This is a genomic window from Clostridium sp. Marseille-P2415, from assembly GCF_900155545.1.
In the GTDB taxonomy this organism is placed as follows: Bacteria; Bacillota; Clostridia; order Lachnospirales; family Lachnospiraceae; genus Lacrimispora.
Genome location: NZ_LT732526.1, coordinates 3,655,084 through 3,676,949 on the forward strand (window position 1 = coordinate 3,655,084; position 21,866 = coordinate 3,676,949).

Here is a 21,866-nt window from a genome sequence, read left to right on the forward strand (position 1 = left end):
TGTTGAGTCTTATGTTCGCAAAGTGAGGAATGATTGCGGAGAAAGGTACAGAATGGAGTACGGGAAAGTTTACTTTTACGGACGGAAGGCTGTGACTTACTCCATAAGCATCGCAGATGCGACCGAGAAAACCGTAGGTTTTGGAGGTGCAATCATGGACCAGGCTAACTAAATAAAGAACACCAAGAAGACAAAATCTTTCTGGTGCCGATGCGCTTAGGGGAGACACCCGTTCCCATCCCGAACACGATGGTTAAGACTTAAGCGGCCGATGGTACTATGCTGGAGACGGCATGGGAGAGCAGGTGGGTGCCAGATTACATTAAAAAAATCACTCTCAGGAGTGTTTTATATAGAACGGACACGTTCCAATGGGTGGAGAAAAAGGCGAAGCCTGTGTGAAAGAATGTGTTAACCTGATCCAGCAGGGAAATGCTGTTTTATATAGCTGGTTTTTACCAGTGATTCGTGGGTTCAAACAGATTGAGCTTTCGAATGACTGATAAACTTCAGTCACAGTGGTGCTGTTAGAAGCGGCACCGCGCACGTACCTTGAAAACCACATATTGAAATATATCTAGATAGAGTCTTTATATATAAAGACAAAATCAAGACATCCGAGGTGTTACATCGAAAGATGTAACCAAACAATAACTCGTTAAAGTAACCGTAACGTACGGTGAAATAACAACCTAAGACCAGAGATACAACGCTATGTATCTTAGATCCAAGCCCGCACCCGCAGGCGAAGATCGATTGGTTAAGCTATAAAGAGCACAAGGTGGATGCCTTGGCACTAAGAGCCGATGAAAGACGTGATAAGCTGCGAAAAGCTTCGGGGAGGAGCAAATATCCTTTGATCCGGAGATATCTGAATGGGGAAACCCAGCTGAGCAAACCTCAGCTGTCGTATGGTGAATCCATAGCCATACGTCGGGAACCCGGGGAACTGAAACATCTAAGTACCCGGAGGAAAAGAAAGAAAACTCGATTTCCAAAGTAGCGGCGAGCGAAATGGAAGGAGCCTAAACCGTCATGCGTGCATGGCGGGGTTATGGACTGCAATAAGTGAGACGATTTGTTACCAGAACGGTCCTGGAAAGACCGGCCATAGAAAGTGAAAGCCTTGTATGGGAAAGCAATAGTCAGCGAGCAGGATCCAAAGTACCACGAGACACGAGAAACCTTGTGGGAAGTCGGAGGGACCACCCTCCAAGGCTAAATACTACTTAGTGACCGATAGCGCATAGTACTGTGAAGGAAAGGTGAAAAGGACCCCGGGAGGGGAGTGAAAGAGAACCTGAAACCCTGTGTTTACAAGCTGTGGAACCACATTATAAGTGGAACCGCGTACTTTTTGTAGAACGGTCCGGCGAGTTACCGTTACTGGCAAGGTTAAGCACTCAAGGTGCGGAGCCGAAGGGAAACCAAGTCTTAATAGGGCGAATGAGTCAGTAAAGGTAGACCCGAAACCGGGTGATCTACCCATGTCCAGGTTGAAGCTGCCGTAAAAGGCGGTGGAGGACCGAACGCACATCCGTTGAAAAGGGTGGCGATGAGGTGTGGGTAGGGGAGAAATTCCAATCGAACCCGGAGATAGCTGGTTCTCCTCGAAATAGCTTTAGGGCTAGCCTCGTATTAGTCTGCCGGAGGTAGAGCACTGAATTTCCTAGGGGGCGTCAAAGCTTACCAAAGAATATCAAACTCCGAATGCCGGCCAGATGATGTACGGGAGTCAGACTGCACGAGATAAGTTGGGCAGTCAAAAGGGAAAGAGCCCAGACCACCAGCTAAGGTCCCAAAGTGCGTGTTAAGTGGAAAAGGATGTGGGATTTCAGAGACAACTAGGATGTTGGCTTAGAAGCAGCCACACATTCAAAGAGTGCGTAATAGCTCACTAGTCGAGAGGTCCTGCGCCGAAAATGTCCGGGGCTGAAACACGACACCGAAGCTGTGGAATCAGAAATGATTGGTAGAGGAGCATTCTTAACGCACAGAAGCATTACCGTAAGGAGATGTGGAGTGTTAAGAAGAGAGAATGCCGGAATGAGTAGCGAGATGGAGGTGGGAATCCTCCAGGCCGAATATCTAAGGTTTCCAGAGTAAAGCTGATCTGCTCTGGGTAAGTCGGGGCCTAAGGCGAGGTCGAAAGACGTAGCCGATGGACAACAGGTTGAAATTCCTGTACCGCATATCATCAGAACTGTGGGGACACAGAACCGAGGGAGAACCCGGGAATGAAAAGACCGGGGCAAGCATTGGACTGGTTAAGCTGGAAAATCCGCTTAGCAACAGGAAGGTGTGATGCGTACCGAACAAAAGTAGGGAAGTCTCTGTAGGGGCTGTCAAGAAAAGCCGCTATTGTGTGATATGTGCCCGTACCGTAAACCGACACAGGTGGATGAGGAGAGAATCCTAAGGCCGGCGGGAGAAGCATTGTTAAGGAACTCGGCAAAATGACCCTGTAACTTCGGGATAAAGGGTGCCTGGGAAACCAGGCCGCAGAGAATAGGCTCAAGCAACTGTTTAGCAAAAACACAGGTCTATGCAAAACCGAAAGGTGAGGTATATGGGCTGACGCCTGCCCGGTGCTGGAAGGTTACGAGGAGGGGTTAGCAGAAAGGCGAAGCTCTGAATTTAAGCCCCAGTAAACGGCGGCCGTAACTATAACGGTCCTAAGGTAGCGAAATTCCTTGTCGGGTAAGTTCCGACCCGCACGAAAGGCGTAATGATTTGAGCGCTGTCTCGACAATGCACCCGGTGAAATTGAAATACCAGTGAAGATGCTGGTTACCTGCGCCAGGACGGAAAGACCCCATGGAGCTTTACTCCAGCTTGATACTGGGATTCGGTACTGCATGTACAGGATAGGTGGGAGGCTATGAAACAAGGACGCCAGTCTTTGTGGAGCCGATGTTGGGATACCACCCTTGCGGTATTGGATTTCTAACCTGCAGCCATGACCTGGCTGGGGGACAATGTCAGGCGGGGAGTTTGACTGGGGCGGTCGCCTCCGAAAGGGTATCGGAGGCGCTCAAAGGTTCCCTCAGAATGGACGGAAACCATTCGAAGAGTGCAAAGGCATAAGGGAGCTTGACTGCGACACCGACGGGTGGAGCAGGTAGGAAACTAGGACTTAGTGATCCGGTGGTATAAAGTGGGATTGCCATCGCTCAACGGATAAAAGCTACCCTGGGGATAACAGGCTTATCACTCCCAAGAGTTCACATCGACGGAGTGGTTTGGCACCTCGATGTCGGCTCATCGCATCCTGGGGCTGTAGTAGGTCCCAAGGGTTGGGCTGTTCGCCCATTAAAGCGGTACGCGAGCTGGGTTCAGAACGTCGTGAGACAGTTCGGTCCCTATCCGGCGTGGGCGTAGGATATTTGAGAGGAGCTGTCCTTAGTACGAGAGGACCGGGATGGACTGACCTCTGGTGTATCTGTTGGCGATCAAAGCCATGGCAGAGTAGCCAAGTCGGGAAGGGATAAACGCTGAAGGCATCTAAGCGTGAAGCCCCCCTCAAGATGAGATATCCCATCGCAAGAGTAAGACCCCTTGAAGACGACGAGGTAGATAGGGCAGAGGTGGAAGCATGGCAACATGTGGAGCTGACTGTCACTAATAGGTCGAGGGCTTAACCAAGTTGGTTTAGGTAAGAGGAAAGAACGGATGAAAGATATGTAACAATGTGTGGTTTTGAGGGTATGTGTGAGAACCTTCAAAAAGGTTTGGCCTGGTGGCTCAGCTGGTTAGAGCGCCGCCCTGTCACGGCGGAGGTCGTGGGTTCGAATCCCATCCGGGTCGTTTAAAACTAAATTTTGTTTATGGGATCTTAGCTCAGCTGGGAGAGCATCTGCCTTACAAGCAGAGGGTCATAGGTTCGAGCCCTATAGGTCCCATTCAGTATGCAGAGTAACATACGTGAGAAGAGTCGTGCCGATGTGGCTCAATTGGCAGAGCAGCTGATTTGTAATCAGCAGGTTATCGGTTCGAGTCCGATCATCGGCTTGCATCATGAAAATAAAATTATGGATGGGTTCCCGAGTGGCCAAAGGGGGCAGACTGTAAATCTGTTGCGACACGCTTCGATGGTTCGAATCCATCTCCATCCATTCGGTGATTAAAATAATGATCACTGCATATAATATAATTGAATGACGCGGGGTGGAGCAGTCTGGAAGCTCGTCGGGCTCATAACCCGAAGGTCGCAGGTTCAAATCCTGCCCCCGCAATTTTTGTGAGTAATTTTAGCGAATGATGTGCTTGTAAGTACATGCGCCCAGATAGCTCAGTTGGTAGAGCAGAGGACTGAAAATCCTCGTGTCGCTGGTTCGATTCCGGCTTTGGGCATATGGGATACTAGCTCAGGTGGTAGAGCACTTGACTTTTAATCAAGTTGTCCGGGGTTCGAATCCCCGGTGTCTCAGGACAAGCCTTGAAACAGAGATGTTTCAGGGCTTTTTATTTTGCAATGAATTCGATGAAACAGAAAACTATTCATCGAATTCTACGATAACGTAATATCCCCGGTCATTGTGTTTCACTTCTTTTACAATGCCATGATCGGATTTGATCCGGTCGCGACCCATGTAACAGCCGGACATGGCTACGGCAGGATCAATGATATAACTGTAGCTGCTGGTTCCTTCCCGTTCAATGATTTGAACTTCGTCTCCGGCTTTTACCAGACCAGGGCGCTCCATTTTAAATTCTATGAGTCTCATAATCATCCATCTCCTTTTTTATTTCCAAATCATTATTATAGCGCTGTGGTAAAAAATTGTAAAGTAAGGACGAGTTGTAAAGCATGGATTAGGATGCTATACTGAAAAGGCGGATTTATAAAAACGGTTCAGATAGAGAACTGTTCTGAAGCGGCGGTTTATGTTAAGAAAGGCGGTTCATACTATGAATGAAGCACCGGATTTGTTAAAGAGATTAATGGAATATGGGAATTCAGATTTTTATCCGTTTCATATGCCAGGACATAAAAGACAGTATGGAAATTCGTTTGCTGAGAATTTCCCAAATCCGTTTTCCATAGATATTACGGAAATTGATGGCTTTGATAATCTGCACCATCCAGAGGGAATTTTAAAAGAATCCATGGAATGGGCTTCCAGGATTTACGGAAGCCATAAGACATATTATCTCGTGAATGGAAGCAGCTGTGGAATACTGAGCGCCATAAGCGGGACCGTATTAAACGGCGGGACCATTCTTATGAGCAGAAACTGCCATAAATCAGCTTATCATGGAGTTTTCCTCAACCAACTGGAAGCAGAATATATTTATCCACAATTGATACCGGAGTTTGGCCTTCAGGGTGGATTAATGCCGGGAAAAGTAGAAGAAATGTTGACGGACCATCCTGAGATTCAGGCTGTGCTTGTGGTATCTCCGACCTATGATGGAATTGTTTCGGATATTGAAGCTATTGCAGGGATTGTACATCGGTTTCACCTGCCTCTTATTGTGGATGAAGCCCATGGGGCACATTTTCTTTATGGGAAGAGGGCCGGTTTTCCGGTTTCGGCATTGGAACTTGGAGCGGATGTGGTGATCCAGAGCCTTCATAAGACCCTTCCATCCTTTACCCAGACGGCTCTTATGCACGTCAGGAAGGGATATGTGGACATGCACAGGCTGGACCGCTATGTGCATATGTACCAGACCAGCAGCCCATCCTATGTGATGATGGCCGGGATTGAAAATTGCATACGGTATATGTCTGGGGAAGGTCTCGGAGAGATGGAACTTTTTTATGAAAGGCTTAAAGGAGTCCGTAATAGGTTGTCCGGCATGGGACGGCTGAGGCTCCTCACGGACCGGGTCAAGGGAACGTATGGTGTATATGATATGGATTGTTCCAAGATCATTATTTCTACAAGAGGAACCGGAATAACCGGAGCTGAGCTTGACAGCAGGCTGAGAAAGGAATACCATTTGGAGATGGAAATGTGCGGTTCGGATTATGTGACCGCAATAATCACTCTGGCGGATACAGAAGAGGGGCTTAAACGGCTTTGCAGTGCCTTGCTGGAGATTGATTCCGGACTGGGTAAGGGAGAACGGTATGAGAGTAAGGGCAATTTGTTTCCGGGTATGGACAGGGCTCCGGATTGCCGGTTGACCATTGCCCGGGCCATGGATGCCCCCAGGCATAAGGTTTCCATTTCAAATGGAGAGGGTATGATAACGGCGGAGTTCATATATGTGTATCCGCCGGGGATCCCCATTGTTGCACCGGGAGAGGTTCTTAAGAAGGATGTTATTGATCTGATCATGAGATATAAGAAATTGGGCCTTCCGGTACAGGGGATGGAGGATGAAACTGCGGAAACCCTCTATGTGGTCAATGGATAGGGAACGGAAGATAGAATGATACGATGGAGCTGATAAGATGGGTAAAATATTTTATGTAATGGGGAAGAGTTCATCCGGAAAGGATACCATTTACAAAAGGCTTTTGGAAAGACTTCCTCAGTTAAAGAAAGTTGTTTTATATACAACCAGACCGATTCGGGACGGGGAAACGGATGGGGTGGAATATTACTTTACGACAAAAGAAAAGCTGGAGGAATTCCGGCGTGCGGATAAGCTCATTGAGGAGAGGACATATGAGACTGTTTATGGACCATGGAGTTATTTTACAGTGGATGACGGGCAGATCGATCTGGCGGGGCAGAATGGTTATCTGATGATCGGGACGCTGGAATCATATGAGAAAACCAGGGGCTATTTTGGAGAAGACAAGTTGTTTCCGATTTACATTGAAGTTGAAGATGGAGACCGGCTTTTAAGGGCGATTGAAAGAGAGAGGGCTCAGAAAATTCCAAAGTATAAAGAACTCTGCAGAAGGTTCCTGGCAGATGAAGAGGACTTTAAAGAGGAAAATTTAAGAAGATGCGGGATTAAAAAACGGTTTTGCAACGATGATCTGGAAGTGTGCTTAGATGAGATTGCAAAGGCGGTGGAATTGGAACTTTAAGCAGGATGGAAGAAGCATGAAAGAAACCGCTTTATTCCGGTGTTCTTTCATGCTTCTTTTGAAGATTCCGATTTATTCTTTCTTATTTGGCAGCAAGTCTTTTTGCTTTTGCTTCCATCCGGGTTCTCGTAACATCGATAAACACAACGGCAATGATCACCAGACCGATGACAACATATTGTACAGAACTTGATGTATTTAACAGTGTTAAACCATTCCGGATGGTGGAGATCATCAGAGCGCCGATTAAGGTTCCCCAGATGGTTCCTTTTCCTCCCATAAAGGAGGCTCCGCCGATGATGCATGCGGCAATGGCATCCGTATCATACGGTGAGATCGCCGCAGAAGGGTTGGCAACTGCGGAACGCCCGACAATGACGAGTCCGGCAATGGAACACATAAAACCGGATAAGCTGTAAACGAAGATCAATATATTATCGGAATTGATTCCGGATAAACGGGCGGCTTCCGGGTTGCCGCCTACGCAGTAAATCATTCTCCCCAGAGCGGTTTTATTTAAAAAGAAATGGTATACGGTGTAAATCAACAGTAAAATGACAAAGCAAAGCGGAATGCCGGAAAATCCGCCGGATGCCTTGAATAAGTTACTGGAGCCTAAAAATGTAACGGCAGCCGGGAAGTCGGATATTGTTTTTGTTGAAACGACTAAAAGCGCAAGGCCGCAAAGTACATTTTTCATGCCCAGAGTTGATACGAAGGGATGGGGCAGATGCATTTTCGTAAGCAGGATGCCATTTAGGAAACCGACCAGAACACCGGTTGCAATGCATACCAGGATTAATATAAATGGGTTTGTTATGCCAAAGGAGGTTTTTAACATACCCATCATGCATGCGCACAGAATTGCATTTGCACCGACGGACAGATCAATGCCTGCCGTAATCAGCACCACCAGCATGGCTGCGGATATGAGCCCATTTACTGCGGTCTGCCTTAGGATATTCATCATATTATTGAGTGTAAAAAATTTATCCGTTGCCAATGATAAAATAATGAACAGAAGTACCAAGGCCAGCAAAGGAGCTACCTTTCCAATTATGTCTTTCATTTTTTTTGTTTTCATCGAATTTCGCCTCCCCAAGCAGCTTTCATGATTATTTCCTGATTCAGGACATCTGTTTTTCTCGATATTTCTCCCATGATTTTACCTTCTCTCATGACGATGACCCTGTCACTCATACCGATGATCTCCGGTAATTCGGAGGAGATCATGATAACGCATTTTCCTGCGCGTACCAGGCGGTTCATGATATTGTAAACTTCAACCTTGGCCCCTACGTCGATTCCTCTTGTAGGTTCGTCAAAGATGTAAATATCTGCGTTTGTATTGATCCATTTTCCAATGACGACCTTTTGCTGGTTGCCTCCGGATAACTGGCCTGCCACCTCGTTGGCGGTGGGAGTTTTGATCTTTAAGTCGTTAATATTATCTTCGGCGATCCGGTCGATCTGTTTTTCATCAAAGAAAAGACCATTGGTGCAGTTTTTCATATTACTGAGTATGAGGTTTGTACGGACTGATTGGGACAGGACCAGCCCCTGGCCTTTGCGGTCTTCTGTTAAAAAGGCCATTCCGTGGCGGATCCCATCTTTGGGTGATTTTATATTTACTTTTTCTCCGTTAATATAAATGTCACCGCTGTCATGAGGGTCAGCGCCGAACAGGGCCCGGAACGTTTCGGTTCTGCCGGCGCCTACCAGGCCTGCAAAGCCCAGGATCTCTCCATGGTTTGCGTGGAAACTGACATCCCTTAAAATGCCTGCGGAATTTAAATGTTCCACCCGGAGTGCCTCCGTACCGGCTTCCACATCAATTTTCGGGTACTGGTTATCCAGCGTTCTTCCTACCATGGCGGTGATCAGGGAGTCGTTACTCAGCTCGGAAGTATTTTTGGTCAGGATGTGTTCCCCATCCCGCATTACCGTTACCCGGTCGCATAATTCAAAGAGTTCTTCCAGCTTGTGGGAAACGAACAGGATTGCGATTCCTTTATCCTTTAAGGAACGGACCGTTTTCATTAATTGTTCTACCTCTTTTTCTCCCAGGCTGGATGTTGGTTCATCCATGATGATGAGCTTTGCATCAATTAAGACCGCTTTTGCGATTTCCACCATCTGCTGGATTCCCATTCCAAAGGAACCGCATTCTTTTTTTACGTCAATGTCCTGGCCCAGGGAAAGCATGACTTCATGTGCGGTTTCATGCATTTTCGGATAATCTAAAAACGGGCCGCCTTTCTTTTTCAGGGCTTTGTTGATAAAAATGTTGTCTGTGACGGAAAGAAGCTTAACAATGTTCAGCTCCTGATATACGCAGGCAATTCCGGCAGCGGCGGCTTCGTTTGGATTTTTAAAGGAAACTTTATTTCCTTCTATGCAGATCGTGCCTTCTTCCGGAATGTATACACCGGTCAATACCTTGATCAGGGACGATTTACCCGCACCGTTTTCACCGATCAGGCCATGGATTTCCCCGGGCCTTATCTGCAGGGACATGTTATGCATTGCGACTACGCCGGGGAAGCGTTTTGTCACATTTTTCAGCTCAACTAAATATTGACTCATAATGTCGCCAAACCTCTCCTATTTTGGTCAAATCAAGTTATTTTAGGTAGCCTTTCAGTTTTTCTAAGTATGCTTTTGCATTATCGGCTGAAATGACTTCACAGCCTGTATCCACGAATTTCTCAACGGGTTCCCCTTTTACGGCCTTTACGGCTGTTTCAACGGCCTGATAGCCCATGGAGTAAGCGGCCTGGGCGCAGGTAGCGGTTATGTTACCGTCAATGATGTTCTGAACTCCGCTTTGGTTGCCGTCAAAACCGACGATGATGATATCATTTAGACCAAGCTGCTTTAAGGCATTGGAGGCACCGGCTGCGGTATCATCGTTGTGGCAGCAGACGATCTGAATGTCTCCGCTCTGGGCCGTGATCATGTTTTCCATTACATTTGCTGCCGTATCCGGGTTGGACTGGGCATATTGTACCGAGACAACTTCCACTCCGTTTTCTTCCAGAGCTTTGGTAAATCCTGCCTGGCGGGCATCACTGGTGGCGTTTCCTTCCACTCCGCCGATGATTACGGCCTTTGCTCCTTTACCGGCTTTCTGGGCTGCAAATAAACCGCCCTGATAGGCGGCATTTTCATTGCCTGTACCTACAAAGGATATTTTTCCCGGGATTTCCGCATCGGTGTCAACGGTTATGACGGGGATATTGACATCGCCGATCACGCTTGCAACGGATTCGGATTGTAAGGGGGAAATAACAAATGCATCGACTCCGCCGGAAAGCATGGTTTCAATCATATTGTTCTGTTCGTCATAGGCTGTTTCGGAAGCCGGACCCTGCAGATCAACTTTAACTCCCAGATCCTTTGATGCTGCATTTACGCCCGCAGCAACGTATCCCCAATATTCGCTGGACAGTGTTTTTAGAATGACGCCCACCGTAATATCTCCGGAAGCCGCTTGTTCTGTGGTGCCGGGCTCTGAAGCCGCATTTTTTTCTCCACAGCCTGTCATTGCAGCCATCATGGCGGATATTAACAGCATGGATAAAAATCTTCTTTTCATTGTTCTTAATCTCCCTTCTTACTGCCTATCTTTCAGATAGAATGAATGTTATGTATTTGTTATTTTAACAGTAAAAAAGGGTTGAAACAATGGTATATTTTGTGCTAAATGGGGGTATGTTTTTCGAAAATATTTAAAGAAGTGATAAAATAGCCCTATTAATAAAAATAAATAGAGCTATTTGTGGTTAAAGTATACAAAAAATATTGGAAACACTTAGTCGATCGAAATGGTTCCGTTATGGAAGGTGATATTCTTTCCTTCCATTGTATAAGCTTCTGCGATCTGGTTTGTGATGATAATCACGGCAATGCCTGATTTCAGCACTTCTTTCAGCAGATTGACGGTGATCTGGCGCATCTGGAAATCAACGGATGAAAAAGGCCTGATACATACAAGGACCTTTGGGTGGACAAAAATCCAGCGGTAATATAAAAGCTTTAATTTGCACTCATCATTTGCGGTATCTGTTTTTTCTGCTAATTCCTCTTCGCTGAATATCCCTTCTAACAGGTGGCGCATCATTTTCTTGTATTTCTTTTTCATAAAGATACCAGATTTTTTTTGCCGGATCATAAAAACCAGGTTGTCCAGGATGGTCATATCCGTAAACAGCATTTCTTCCATTGGCCTTGCTTCAATGAATGCGATTCCATCCCGGATGGAACGGTGAACGGAATGGAAGGAGTATTCGGTTCCATTTAATAAAATCCTGCCGGATTCAAATCCGCATTCGCCCTGCAATATGGGAAGGAGGTTTCTGCATTCCGTAGAATCCAGGTCCAGTATGTTTAATAATTCGCCCGCATTTAAGGACAGATTTAATACGGGAAGGCCGGTAAGCTTTACATTTTTAAATTCCAGGACGGTCTTCTTATCAATTTCTTTTTCTGACAGGGTGTTTTTCCTTAAGGTGTTTTTTTTCGTCTTTTCAAACAATTCCATATAGGTCTGGGATTTGAAAAAGTTTTCACGGTTCATGTGACCGATGGTTCTGCCTTTTTTAATGATGGTAATTTCATCCGCATATTCGTAGAGTTTTGTAGAACTGTTCACAACATAGATAAAAGTCATTCCCCGGGCCTTTAACGTTGCTGCAAGGGTAAAAAAATTTTTAAGCTGTTCTTCCGTCATGATCATTTCGATATCCGTTATGACGGCTAAATGGTAACCGGACACGTAAGCACGCAATAATTCCACCTGCTTTTGCATGCAGGAATCCAGCATATGTGCTTTTTCAAGCATTGGAATGGAAATATCCAAATCTTTTAAAAGCTCCGGGGCATGTCTGCAAAGAGGCTTTACCCGTTTCCAATATGGCACCCGGCCGCTTGCTGCAAAAATATTTTCAGCTACGCTTAATTCGGAAAAGGTGCCTTTGTTACGGCCAATGAATGCGATCTGTTTTACCATCTGTTCCTGCATTCTGGAAGAAACTATTTTTTTACCGTCAAAATAGGTCCATCCATAGCCCGGCTTCAAGTTTCCGTAAAGAAGCTGCAGGAAATATTCTTTTTCAATGATATTATTGACAATGACACAGCAGATCTGCCCTTCAAATGCGCGGAAGAAAAGGCCGTTTATATAAGTCTGGCCATCCTGGGAACAATGTATGTTTTCATAGCGGAGAACTTCTTTTTTCATCATCCGATCCCTTCTGTCCGTTCGAACATATACGGAAGCGTCAGGCAGACTTCAGTCCCAATTTCCGGTGTGCTTAAGATATGGATCCCATATTCCTCCCCCATGAGAAGGCGGATCCTGGAATTGACATTCATGAGGGCGATTCCGCCTTTTCCGCCCTCATTGGCGGAACCGTCACCGGCATCCATGCGGGCCAGCTTTTCATTTAATCGTTCAAGTTCGGTTTCCCCGATGCCGATGCCGTCATCAACAACGGAAATATAAAGGACGGTATCGCTGTGTTCCAAGTCAATGACTACGGTCCCTCCCGCCACCTTGGGTTCTAATCCATGCTTAATGGCGTTTTCCACGATTGGCTGCAGGGTGAGCTTGGGTATGGGGGTTTTTAAAATGTCCCTGTCGTCAGGAGGCAGTTTGATCCTCAGCTCCAGCTTATCGTCAAAACGGTATTTCTGGATTAAAAAATAATTTTCTACGTTGGCCAGTTCTTCCTGAAGGGTGCTGAGATTCTCCATTTTTGAGGTCGTATAACGGAAGAATACGGCCAGGGCTTCCGCGATCTTTCCGATTTCCGGGACTCCCGCCATAATCGCATCGGAACGGATGGATTCCAGTACATTATAGAGAAAATGAGGGTTGATCTGGTTCTGAAGGGCTAAGTATCTTGCCTGTTGTTTTGCATTTTCAATGATTTTATCTTTATCCAGAATGGTATGAATTCTTAGCAGCAGAAGGTCCATGTCCGGTGAGAATCCTTCCAGGGTTTTAAATATTTCGGTGAAGATGATCCCCTCGTTAAAGAGCTCTATTTTATTACGGATGGTCCGCAGGGGCTCTAAGATCCGGATTTTACCGACAATCAGCAGCAGGAGAAAGGCAAAAAGCATTCCCCATGCCGAAAATGCATAAAGAAACGATTCCGTTAAGTCTGGCCGAAGCAGAATTGCAAAGAACAGGATAACAGAAAACCAGCCCCATAAGATCATGGCTCCTATCCAGATCAGAATCCTTCTTTTTAACCAATGTTTTTTCAAAGAATCTCCTCCTTGGTTCAGCGTTCCAGAAACATTTTGCGATATTCATTGGGGGAAACGCCAAGGGTTTTCTTAAACTGCTTGGTAAAAAATTTAATATCGCTGTAACCGGACAGTTCTGCAATCTGGCTTATACTGAGTTCTTTCTCAAGCAGAAGTTTCCTGGCGGTTTCAATTCTTACCATCTGTGTGTATTCGGTCAGTGTTTTACCGGTTTCCTTTTTAAAAAGGGAGGAAAAATAGGCATAACTGAATCCTGCGTTTTTTGCCAGCTCCTCCAGCTTGATATTGATCCCTTTGTTTTCTTCAATATATTGTTTTGCATAGGCGACCGGCTTTATTTCCCTGTTTTTCAGATGATCCATGACTTCATGCAGGGCTTTTAAAAGAGTCTCCTCCAAAAGCTCAAATGCCTGGTCAATGAAAATGCAGTGTTCATACATTTCCGAAAAGCAGCTGATTTTCGGATCGGGGTCAAAGGAAGCATCCAGCTGCCCAAATAAGTCCATATAATAATGGGCCAGCCGGATCAATCCCATTTTGATATCCAGGCCGGAGATTTCTTTTGCTGTCTGAATGATTCGTTTTGCATCGCCTAAGCATTTTTTTATTTCGTCCGGTTCAAAGGCCTCCGGCCTGCTTTCAAGCAGTCTTGAAAGCTGGTGGTTTAAGGATTGGTTTTTATCTGGTTCCAAGACAGGGGGCTTTTCTTCTACGATCATATTAGTACCGGTAAGCAGCCGGTCGTACATGGAAATCCTGCTTCTTTGGATATGAAGGATAAGCTCCCCGGCCGTGCGCGCTGTTTCGCTGATTATGGCTGTAATATAAATCTTTGGAAATAAATCCTGAAGTCCCATGACCCGGTCTCTTACATGATTTAATGCTTTTAACAGCTCCTCTCTGTCCGGCTGCTCATGAAAAAGCAATAAAAAGATGCCTTCATCGGTTGCTTCGACGGTTAAATCCCCGCTTTCGGAAGCAAATTCCAGATAAAGGATCTCTATGGTTTTATCAATTAAGAGCTGATAGCCTTCTTTTGTAAATTCTTTGTATTCAATGTCCGGCTTGATGATGATGAGGCGTCCGGTGCTGTTAATGATTTCCTGGGCATGGATCTTTTGAACTTCTTTTAAAACCTTTTCCGGCCGTTCCTCTGGCTTTTGTTCCAGGACTATTTTTAAAAATACACGTTTCAATTCACCGGAATAATTCCTTATTGTTTCTGCCATATGCGTCTGGGCAGCCTGACTGCTTTTTTGCTCCAAGGTTTCTTTTACGAGCTTTTTTAATGTGCGGGTCAGATCATCCTGGTTGATGGGTTTTAATAAATAATCCCGTACTCCGTACCTCATTCCCTGCTGAGCGTATTGAAAGTCCTTATATCCGCTTATAATTATGCATTTCAAGGAATCATTCCGTTTTTTTGCTTCTTCAATTAACCGGAGGCCGTCCATACCCGGCATCCTGATATCCGTAAGCAGGAAATCGGGATTCTTTTCCTGAATCAATTGATAGGCGGATATGCCGTCATAAGCAACTCCTAAAAGCTCCACTCCAATTCCATCCCAATCAATTAAATATTCTATGAGCCTGCATATTTTCTTTTCATCGTCTGCGATCACTATTCCTAATATTGAAATCATCCCCTGTTTGTTATAATCCATATAAGAGTATTACCTTCTTTTTTCAGTATACTTCACCGAGTCTGTCATATCAACTCAAAAAGTTTCATACGGTAAAAAATATTGATTGAAAATGCGCATAATAAAGCGAAATGATAAGGTATTTGCCAATACTTCTTTCTTGTGGTGGTAAAAGTTCTATGCTATAATTAGGGTAATTCGTTTTCTTTTTCGTGCCGATCAGGAAGACGGGTCAGACAACAGCGGCAGGGAGGTGTCTTTATGCCAGGGTTTCAGGATATCATCGGCCATGAGAGAATAAAAGAACATTTACAAAAGGCCATTTTATCAAATCACGTCTCCCATGCGTATATTCTCACAGGTGAGGCGGGGATGGGGCGTAAATCACTGGCCAATGCATTTGCCATGACACTTCTCTGTGAAAAGGGAAAGAGTGAGCCCTGTATGCAGTGCCACGCCTGCAGGCAGGTGATGAGCGAAAACCATCCGGATCTGGTTTATGTGACCCATGAGAAACCGGGAAGCATTGGTGTTGACGATATCAGGGAGCAGATCCATGATACCATTATGATACGCCCCTATAGCAGTTATTATAAAATTTACATCGTGGATGAGGCGGAAAAGATGACGGCCCAGGCGCAGAATGCGCTGTTAAAAACCATAGAAGAACCGCCTTCTTATGCAGTCATTATGCTGCTTACTACCAATCAGGAGGCTTTCCTGCCCACCATTCTTTCCAGGTGCGTGCAGTTAAAGCTGAAGCCTTTGCAGGATTCGGTGGTAAAATCCTATCTGATGGGTTCTTTGGGCATTGGGGAAAGCAGGGCTGATATTTATGCGGCTTTTGCCAGAGGAAATTTAGGAAAGGCCATTCATCTGGCCTCTTCTGAGGATTTTCAGCTGATGTATACGGAGCTGCTTCATATGCTGAAGCACTTAAAGGATATGGATATCACAGAACTTCTTTTTTACATTAAGAAGATGAAGGATGAGAACCTGGATATTGATGACTGTCTTGATTTTATGCAGCTCTGGTACCGGGATGTCTTAATGTATAAGGTGACACAGGATATCAATCTTCTGGTTTTTAAGGAAGAATATAATACGATCAGGGAGATGAGCGCTGCCAGTGCTTATGATGGCATTGAGATGATCTTACAGGCCATTGATAAGGCAAGGATCCGTCTGAATGCCAATGTCAATATGGAGCTGGCTATGGAGCTCATGCTGCTTGTTATGAAGGAGAATTAATCGATGATAAAAGTAATTGGCGTTCGGTTCCGCAATGCAGGAAAAATTTATTACTTTGATCCCGTAAATCTGGAAGTGCGCACAGGGGATCACGTAATTGTGGAGACTGCAAGAGGAATTGAATATGGTTATGTAGTTTTGGGATGCCGGGACGTAGAAGAGGACAAGGTGGTCCAGCCCTTAAAGCCGGTCATCCGCATGGCGACCAGGGCGGATGATGAAGTGGAGAAAAGAAACCACGAAAAGGAAAAGGAAGCGTTTAAGATATGCAAGGAAAAGATCCGCAAGCACGGCCTTCAGATGAAGCTCATAGACGCCGAATATACCTTTGATAATAATAAGGTGCTGTTTTATTTTACGGCAGACGGAAGAATTGACTTCAGGGAGCTGGTAAAGGATCTGGCTTCTGTTTTCAAGACCAGGATCGAGCTTCGCCAGGTGGGCGTACGGGATGAGACCAAGATTGTAGGAGGAATCGGCATTTGCGGGAGGACCTTATGCTGCCATTCCTATCTTTCTGAATTCATACCGGTTTCCATAAAGATGGCGAAGGAACAGAATCTTTCCTTAAACCCGACAAAGATATCCGGTGTGTGCGGCCGGCTTATGTGCTGCCTTAAAAATGAAGAGGAGACCTATGAGGAGCTTAACAGCAAGCTTCCCAATGTAGGGGATCTTGTCACGACTGATGACGGCCTTAAGGGAGAGGTTCATTCCGTAAGCGTTTTAAGACAGCTGGTAAAGGTGATCGTTACTATTAAGGATGAAAAGGAAATCCGGGAATATAAGGTGGAACAGCTTAAATTTAAGCCGCGGCGCCGGAGGGAGAAGGCCCAGGTGACGGATGCGGAGTTAAAGGCGTTGGAAGCCCTTGAAAAGAAGGAAGGAAAGTCCAAGTTAGATGACAATTGATCTGAAAGAAAATGAGCGTATTGACGACCTTCAGAGGAACGGATACCAGATCATTCAGAACCGGGATGGATTTTGTTTCGGTATGGATGCAGTCCTTCTTTCCGGTTTTGCATCGGTGAAGCCGGGGGAAAAGGCGGTGGATCTTGGGACAGGCACGGGAATCATCCCGATTCTTCTGGAGGCCAAGTACCAGGGACTTCATTATACCGGACTGGAGATTCAAAAAGAGATGGCGGATATGGCCAGACGGAGCGTGGCCTTAAACCATCTGGAAGATAAAATCACCATTGTAACAGGAGACATAAAGGAAGCCAGCCGTTTATTTGGCGCGGCTTCCTTTGACGTAGTGACCTCGAATCCTCCGTATATGAATGATGCCCATGGCCTTAAGAATCCGGATCTGCCAAAGGCCGTTGCCCGTCATGAGGTGTTGTGCACCCTGGATGATGTGGTAAGGGAGGCGGCAAGGCTTTTGCGGCCCGGCGGACGGTTTTACCTGGTACACCGGCCTCACCGGCTGACCGAGATCATAACAGCTTTAAAGAGCTGCCGGCTGGAGCCCAAGCGGATGAAGATGGTACATCCATTTGTGGACAAGGAAGCCAATATGGTTCTGATCGAAGCGGTGCGGGGAGGAAAGTCCATGATAAAGGTGGAGGCCCCGGTCATTGTGTATCAGGAACCGGGTGTCTATACGGACGAGATTTATACCATTTACGGGTATTAACCCCCATTATCGGGTTATACCTCTATACCAAAAAAACGTGGGCAATTAGTAGGAAACCAGGAACAGCCAGGAGCAAGAAAAGTGGAAGAGAAAAAGGGAAAATTATTTTTATGTGCAACGCCCATAGGTAATCTTGACGATATTACCCTGAGGGTTTTAAATACCTTAAAAGAAGTGGATTTAATCGCAGCGGAGGACACCCGCCACAGCATCAAGCTTCTGAATCATTTTGATATAAAAACACCCATGACAAGCTATCATGAGTTCAATAAGGTGGAAAAGGCCCGGTATCTGGTGGAGCAGATGCAGGAGGGAATAAATGTTGCCTTAATTACAGATGCGGGAACTCCGGGCATCTCGGATCCGGGTGAGGAGCTGGTGAAACAGTGTTATGAGGCCGGAATTGAACTGACCTCCCTTCCCGGACCGGCGGCCTGCATCACGGCTCTGACCCTTTCCGGCCTTGCTACCAGGCGCTTCTGTTTTGAGGCGTTTTTACCGGCGGATAAGAAGGAGAAACAGTGGATACTGGAAGAGCTTAAGGATGAGACCAGAACCATCGTTATTTATGAAGCGCCCCACCGCCTTGTCCGGACCTTAGAAGAGCTTTCCGGTGCTTTGGGAAACCGGAGAATTACCATCTGCAGGGAGCTTACGAAAAAGTTTGAGACGGCGTTTCGGACAACCTTTGAAGATGCCTTAAAGACTTATGAGGATGAAGCCCCCAAGGGAGAGTGCGTCATCGTCGTAGAGGGGAAGAGCATACAGGAGAGAAAGGAAGAGAAATCCAGGGCTGCCAGGGAGATGTCCATGGAGGAACACATGGAGCTTTACGTAGGCCAGGGGATGGACCGGAAGGAAGCCATGCGCATGGTGGCGAGGGACAGAGGAATCAGCAAAAGAGAGGTTTATCAGTATTTGCTGAAAACAGATTATAGACTATAGAATATTGAGTTTGAGTAACCAGTGACAACGCTATGCCTGATATTTATGTGAGGTGTAGCGTTTTGTTTTTTGATATGAGGGGGGTAAGAAAAAGGAAAAAAGTAGTGGCATTATTAATTCTTGTACGGTATAATTAAGTACAAGTGATGATAAAATAATTTGCATATATAAGTATAAAATTTAACACATAAGTGAGGAAAAATATGAGTGAAAAAGGTTATATTCCACCATATACTATAACCGATAAAACAGTAAATTTGATTTCATCTATTACTGAAATTATAACCAGAATATCAATAAATGATCATATGAGTAACAATCCAAGGCTGCGCAGAGATAACCGTATTCGTACAATTCATGCGTCTTTAGCTATTGAAAATAATTCTTTATCTCTGGATCAGGTAACAGACATTATTAATGGAAAGAGGATTCTTGGAGCACCAGATGAAATATGTGAAGTTAAAAATGCATTTGAGGCATATAACAAACTTTTAGAGATGAATCCGTATTCTATCAAAGATATGTTATTAGCCCATAAAGTTTTAATGAATGAACTGACAAAGGAAGCGGGAACTTTTCGAAGTGGCGGGGGAGGTGTATTTGCAGGAGAGCAACTGGTTCACATGGCGCCTCCGGCAAATCAAGTGCCGCATTTGATAAAAGATTTGGTAGATTGGGCAAAAAAAGAGGAGGTCCATCCACTTATTAAAAGCTGTGTTTTTCATTATGAATTTGAATTTATTCATCCATTTGCAGATGGTAACGGTAGAATGGGACGAATGTGGCAGACTTTGTTACTTTACAAGTGGAAGCCGTTGTTCGGATGGTTACCGATTGAAACACTAATCAGGGAACGCCAGGAAGAATATTATAATGTGTTGGGGGAGTGTGATCATTGTGCCGATTCAGGGAAATTTGTGGAGTTTTTATTAACAGCTGTTTATGATGCATTATGTGAAATAGCAGATACCGAACAAGTTACCGCGCAAGTTACCGAACAAGTTAAAAAATTACTTGAAGCTATGGATGATAAGGAATATTCAACAAGGGAATTAATGGAGCTTTTAGGATTAAAGCATAGACCGTCATTTCGTGATAACTATTTGCTGCCTGCATTGGAACTGGGGTATATTGAAATGACAATTCCAGATAAGCCCAATAGCAGTAAACAGAAATATAAAAAAGTGGAGCATATCATCAGATAGAAAAAACATGAGAGCAGTACGGTTATTTGGACTCAGTTTTATCATCCAAATAGGGTAGATACAAAAGAAAGCGGGGCAATGAATGCAGGAAAAAAGAAAATTTATCAGAGGAATGGATATTTCGTCATATCTGGAAATGAAGGACAAAGGATATCAATATTATGATTATGACAAAAATCCGGTTGAGCTGCTGGATTTTGCAAAAAAACAGGGCTTTAATTATGTCAGGCTTCGTATCTGGAATGACCCATCTTTCATAGAAGAGACCGGCGGGTATTGTGATTTGGAGAAAACGTTATATATGGCAAGGCTCATAAAAGAATATGACTATGGATTTTTTCTCGATTTTCATTATTCAGATTGGTGGGCGGACCCAGGGCATCAAAAGAAGCCACATGCATGGGAACATTTGGGGTATCCCGAGTTAAAAGAAGCACTTTATCATTACACAAAAGAAGTCCTGCTCACCTTAGAGCAGGCAGGAGCCGCTCCTGATATGGTTCAGATTGGAAATGAAATTCGCACAGGAATGCTGTTTCCTGACGGAGCCGTACAAAACTGGCCGGGGCTGGCGGGACTCATCAACAGTGGAATCCGTGCGGTACGTGAAGTATTGCCAAAGGAAAAGACGAAGCTGGTGCTTCATTTAGACCAGGGCGGCCGTTATGCCTATTATAAGGAATGGTTTGATGCGGCACTGCAAAATGGAGTAAAGGACTTTGACATTATTGCTCTTTCCTATTATCCCTTTTGGCACGGTACCTTTTATGAATTTAAAAATACAGTGGAAAATCTGGCAGAAGAATATGGAAAAGATCTGCTTGTTGCAGAAACGGCATATGCCTTTCAAAGAAGCGGTGATACCTTTTTTAGAAAAGCCCAGGAGCAGGCAGCAGGATTTTCGGCAACACCGGAAAATCAAAGAAAGGTACTGGAGCTGATTGAAAATATTATAGCCAATGTAAGGGAAGAAAGAGGTTTGGGATTTTTTTACTGGGAGCCGTTTATGCGTATGCCAAAGGGAAGTGAGGGCTGGGGAAGCTGTATGGCTTTAACAGATGAAGGTGGAAAAGCAACAGAAGGACTTCGTGCAATTGCCTACGATGCTTTTAAGAAGGATAAAGAAAAGATAGTCAAGGTATATTTGCCCTTAGAGGTCAAGATTCTTCCAAATGCGGATCCTGTGAAGGAGGGAGTGCTTCCGGCTAAGGTTAAGGCGCTTAAGATGAATGGAGAATTGGCAGAAAAAGAAATCTTATGGCAGGATACAACCAGAGCCGATAGTAAAACCTATGAAATTACAGGTAAAGTAGAGGGATATGAAGAACTGGTTAAAGTCAGGGTAAAAGTGGAAAAACAACAGGCAGGACAACATAACTTTCTTCATAATGCTGCCTTTGCAAAAGGAATGGAAGGATGGAAGCTGGAGATAGAAGAAGGTAAGGAAAGTTTCCGTGCAGAAATTTACATAGACGGAAAACAAAGCAATGAATTGCCTGATGAGAGCATTTTTTCATTTCGTTCTGAGAGTATTTGCAAATGGGTGCTTGGGACGAAGTCAGAACCGTTAAATAGAGGAACGTACAGTTTTTCGTGCCAATACATGGGAGATAATACAACGGGGGTGGAAATCAGTCTTTTTGCCAAAACAAAAGGAAAGTACTATCAAACCTCAATTTTTCCTCAGGATAAAGAATGGATTTCTTATAAAATCGAAGATATTCAGGTACAGCAAGATGAAGCCGTAGAGGTTGGGTTAAGTGTAAATGCACCTCCTGTTTATGGAAAAGTAAAGCAATTTAAATTATGGTGCTGAGTTCTGGAGGTTTTGCTGATTTTTGAGCAGGTTTGATACTAAAATGATATTGTTATTTTTAGCAGACATAGCAAGCAGAGCAAAGGTTCAACAG

At 44.9% G+C, this 21,866-nt stretch carries 15 protein-coding genes, 7 tRNA genes and 2 rRNA genes; 17 read left to right on the forward strand and 7 right to left on the reverse strand.

The window, feature by feature from the left end; genetic code table 11:
- The first annotated feature begins 200 nt into the window (after positions 1 to 200).
- The 9 genes from rrf (at position 201) to BQ9856_RS21695 (ending at position 4,429) form a co-directional block, all read left to right on the forward strand.
- Positions 201 to 318, forward strand: a 5S ribosomal RNA gene (gene rrf / locus BQ9856_RS21655).
- 440 nt (positions 319 to 758) lie between these two features.
- A 23S ribosomal RNA gene (locus tag BQ9856_RS21660) occupies positions 759 to 3,645 on the forward strand.
- Positions 3,646 to 3,733: 88 nt separating this feature from the next.
- A tRNA-Asp gene (locus tag BQ9856_RS21665) sits at positions 3,734 to 3,807 on the forward strand.
- A 22-nt stretch (positions 3,808 to 3,829) separates the two neighbouring features.
- Positions 3,830 to 3,902: transfer RNA gene (locus BQ9856_RS21670), tRNA-Val, on the forward strand.
- A gap of 36 nt (positions 3,903 to 3,938) precedes the next feature.
- Positions 3,939 to 4,011: transfer RNA gene (locus tag BQ9856_RS21675), tRNA-Thr, on the forward strand.
- Positions 4,012 to 4,033: 22 nt separating this feature from the next.
- Positions 4,034 to 4,115 (forward strand) — tRNA-Tyr (locus tag BQ9856_RS21680).
- Positions 4,116 to 4,161: 46 nt separating this feature from the next.
- A tRNA-Met gene (locus BQ9856_RS21685) sits at positions 4,162 to 4,235 on the forward strand.
- A gap of 45 nt (positions 4,236 to 4,280) precedes the next feature.
- Positions 4,281 to 4,353, forward strand: a tRNA-Phe gene (locus tag BQ9856_RS21690).
- Between the two features lie 3 nt (positions 4,354 to 4,356).
- Positions 4,357 to 4,429 (forward strand) — tRNA-Lys (locus BQ9856_RS21695).
- A 67-nt stretch (positions 4,430 to 4,496) separates the two neighbouring features.
- Here the strand turns inward: BQ9856_RS21695 and BQ9856_RS21700 are convergent.
- The gene (locus tag BQ9856_RS21700) at positions 4,497 to 4,727 is read right to left on the reverse strand and encodes a hypothetical protein (RefSeq protein ID WP_077612861.1); all 231 of its coding nucleotides are present in this window, start codon (positions 4,725 to 4,727) and stop codon (positions 4,497 to 4,499) included.
- A gap of 184 nt (positions 4,728 to 4,911) precedes the next feature.
- On the opposite strand from BQ9856_RS21700, the gene BQ9856_RS21705 reads away from it, so the two are divergent.
- The gene (locus tag BQ9856_RS21705; RefSeq protein WP_077612862.1) at positions 4,912 to 6,369 is read left to right on the forward strand and encodes an aminotransferase class I/II-fold pyridoxal phosphate-dependent enzyme; all 1,458 of its coding nucleotides are present in this window, start codon (positions 4,912 to 4,914) and stop codon (positions 6,367 to 6,369) included.
- Positions 6,370 to 6,406: 37 nt separating this feature from the next.
- Positions 6,407 to 6,994, forward strand: a complete 588-nt coding sequence (locus BQ9856_RS21710) for a guanylate kinase (RefSeq protein WP_077612863.1) — start codon at positions 6,407 to 6,409, stop codon at positions 6,992 to 6,994.
- Positions 6,995 to 7,076: 82 nt separating this feature from the next.
- Here the strand turns inward: BQ9856_RS21710 and BQ9856_RS21715 are convergent, their stop codons facing one another.
- From BQ9856_RS21715 to BQ9856_RS21740, 6 genes are all read right to left on the reverse strand, one after another.
- Entirely contained in the window at positions 7,077 to 8,078 is a 1,002-nt protein-coding gene (locus BQ9856_RS21715; RefSeq protein ID WP_077612864.1) for an ABC transporter permease, read from the reverse strand.
- Positions 8,075 to 9,580 (reverse strand): sugar ABC transporter ATP-binding protein, encoded by a 1,506-nt coding sequence (locus BQ9856_RS21720; protein WP_077612865.1) that lies wholly within the window; start codon positions 9,578 to 9,580, stop codon positions 8,075 to 8,077. The genes BQ9856_RS21715 and BQ9856_RS21720 overlap by 4 nt, the downstream gene beginning before the upstream one ends.
- 37 nt (positions 9,581 to 9,617) lie before the next feature.
- Entirely contained in the window at positions 9,618 to 10,592 is a 975-nt protein-coding gene (locus BQ9856_RS21725) for a sugar ABC transporter substrate-binding protein (protein WP_077612866.1), read from the reverse strand.
- Positions 10,593 to 10,808: 216 nt separating this feature from the next.
- The gene (locus BQ9856_RS21730; protein ID WP_077612867.1) at positions 10,809 to 12,239 is read right to left on the reverse strand and encodes a hypothetical protein; all 1,431 of its coding nucleotides are present in this window, start codon (positions 12,237 to 12,239) and stop codon (positions 10,809 to 10,811) included.
- The gene (locus tag BQ9856_RS21735) at positions 12,236 to 13,270 is read right to left on the reverse strand and encodes a sensor histidine kinase (RefSeq protein WP_077612868.1); all 1,035 of its coding nucleotides are present in this window, start codon (positions 13,268 to 13,270) and stop codon (positions 12,236 to 12,238) included. Before BQ9856_RS21735 ends, BQ9856_RS21730 begins: the two co-directional genes overlap by 4 nt.
- A 17-nt stretch (positions 13,271 to 13,287) precedes the next feature.
- Positions 13,288 to 14,937, reverse strand: a complete 1,650-nt coding sequence (locus BQ9856_RS21740; protein ID WP_077612869.1) for a response regulator transcription factor — start codon at positions 14,935 to 14,937, stop codon at positions 13,288 to 13,290.
- 240 nt (positions 14,938 to 15,177) lie between these two features.
- On the opposite strand from BQ9856_RS21740, the gene holB reads away from it, so the two are divergent.
- The 6 genes from holB (at position 15,178) to BQ9856_RS21770 (ending at position 21,772) form a co-directional block, all read left to right on the forward strand.
- Positions 15,178 to 16,167, forward strand: coding sequence for a DNA polymerase III subunit delta' (holB, locus tag BQ9856_RS21745; RefSeq protein WP_077612870.1), 990 nt, complete (start codon positions 15,178 to 15,180; stop codon positions 16,165 to 16,167).
- 3 nt (positions 16,168 to 16,170) lie between these two features.
- The gene (locus tag BQ9856_RS21750; protein WP_077612871.1) at positions 16,171 to 17,079 is read left to right on the forward strand and encodes a PSP1 domain-containing protein; all 909 of its coding nucleotides are present in this window, start codon (positions 16,171 to 16,173) and stop codon (positions 17,077 to 17,079) included.
- Positions 17,069 to 17,806: a tRNA1(Val) (adenine(37)-N6)-methyltransferase gene (locus BQ9856_RS21755; protein WP_077612872.1), complete on the forward strand. Its 738-nt coding sequence runs from the start codon at positions 17,069 to 17,071 to the stop codon at positions 17,804 to 17,806. Before BQ9856_RS21750 ends, BQ9856_RS21755 begins: the two co-directional genes overlap by 11 nt.
- Positions 17,807 to 17,887: 81 nt before the next feature.
- Positions 17,888 to 18,751, forward strand: coding sequence for a 16S rRNA (cytidine(1402)-2'-O)-methyltransferase (gene rsmI, locus BQ9856_RS21760; RefSeq protein WP_077612873.1), 864 nt, complete (start codon positions 17,888 to 17,890; stop codon positions 18,749 to 18,751).
- Positions 18,752 to 18,954: 203 nt separating this feature from the next.
- On the forward strand, positions 18,955 to 19,956 hold the full coding sequence (locus BQ9856_RS21765; RefSeq protein WP_077612874.1) for a Fic family protein: 1,002 nt from the start codon (positions 18,955 to 18,957) through the stop codon (positions 19,954 to 19,956).
- An 82-nt stretch (positions 19,957 to 20,038) separates the two neighbouring features.
- Positions 20,039 to 21,772, forward strand: a complete 1,734-nt coding sequence (locus tag BQ9856_RS21770; protein ID WP_077612875.1) for a glycosyl hydrolase 53 family protein — start codon at positions 20,039 to 20,041, stop codon at positions 21,770 to 21,772.
- Positions 21,773 to 21,866: the final 94 nt, after the last annotated feature.

Coding starts and splice junctions, on each gene's coding strand:
- BQ9856_RS21700 (WP_077612861.1), bottom strand. CDS start 4,727: ATGAGACTCATAGAATTTAAAATGGAGCGCCCTGGTCTGGTAAAAGCC.
- BQ9856_RS21705 (WP_077612862.1), top strand. CDS start 4,912: ATGAATGAAGCACCGGATTTGTTAAAGAGATTAATGGAATATGGGAAT.
- BQ9856_RS21710 (WP_077612863.1), top strand. CDS start 6,407: ATGGGTAAAATATTTTATGTAATGGGGAAGAGTTCATCCGGAAAGGAT.
- BQ9856_RS21715 (WP_077612864.1), bottom strand. CDS start 8,078: ATGAAAACAAAAAAAATGAAAGACATAATTGGAAAGGTAGCTCCTTTG.
- BQ9856_RS21720 (WP_077612865.1), bottom strand. CDS start 9,580: ATGAGTCAATATTTAGTTGAGCTGAAAAATGTGACAAAACGCTTCCCC.
- BQ9856_RS21725 (WP_077612866.1), bottom strand. CDS start 10,592: ATGAAAAGAAGATTTTTATCCATGCTGTTAATATCCGCCATGATGGCT.
- BQ9856_RS21730 (WP_077612867.1), bottom strand. CDS start 12,239: ATGATGAAAAAAGAAGTTCTCCGCTATGAAAACATACATTGTTCCCAG.
- BQ9856_RS21740 (WP_077612869.1), bottom strand. CDS start 14,937: ATGGATTATAACAAACAGGGGATGATTTCAATATTAGGAATAGTGATC.
- holB (WP_077612870.1), top strand. CDS start 15,178: ATGCCAGGGTTTCAGGATATCATCGGCCATGAGAGAATAAAAGAACAT.
- BQ9856_RS21750 (WP_077612871.1), top strand. CDS start 16,171: ATGATAAAAGTAATTGGCGTTCGGTTCCGCAATGCAGGAAAAATTTAT.
- BQ9856_RS21755 (WP_077612872.1), top strand. CDS start 17,069: ATGACAATTGATCTGAAAGAAAATGAGCGTATTGACGACCTTCAGAGG.
- BQ9856_RS21765 (WP_077612874.1), top strand. CDS start 18,955: ATGAGTGAAAAAGGTTATATTCCACCATATACTATAACCGATAAAACA.
- BQ9856_RS21770 (WP_077612875.1), top strand. CDS start 20,039: ATGCAGGAAAAAAGAAAATTTATCAGAGGAATGGATATTTCGTCATAT.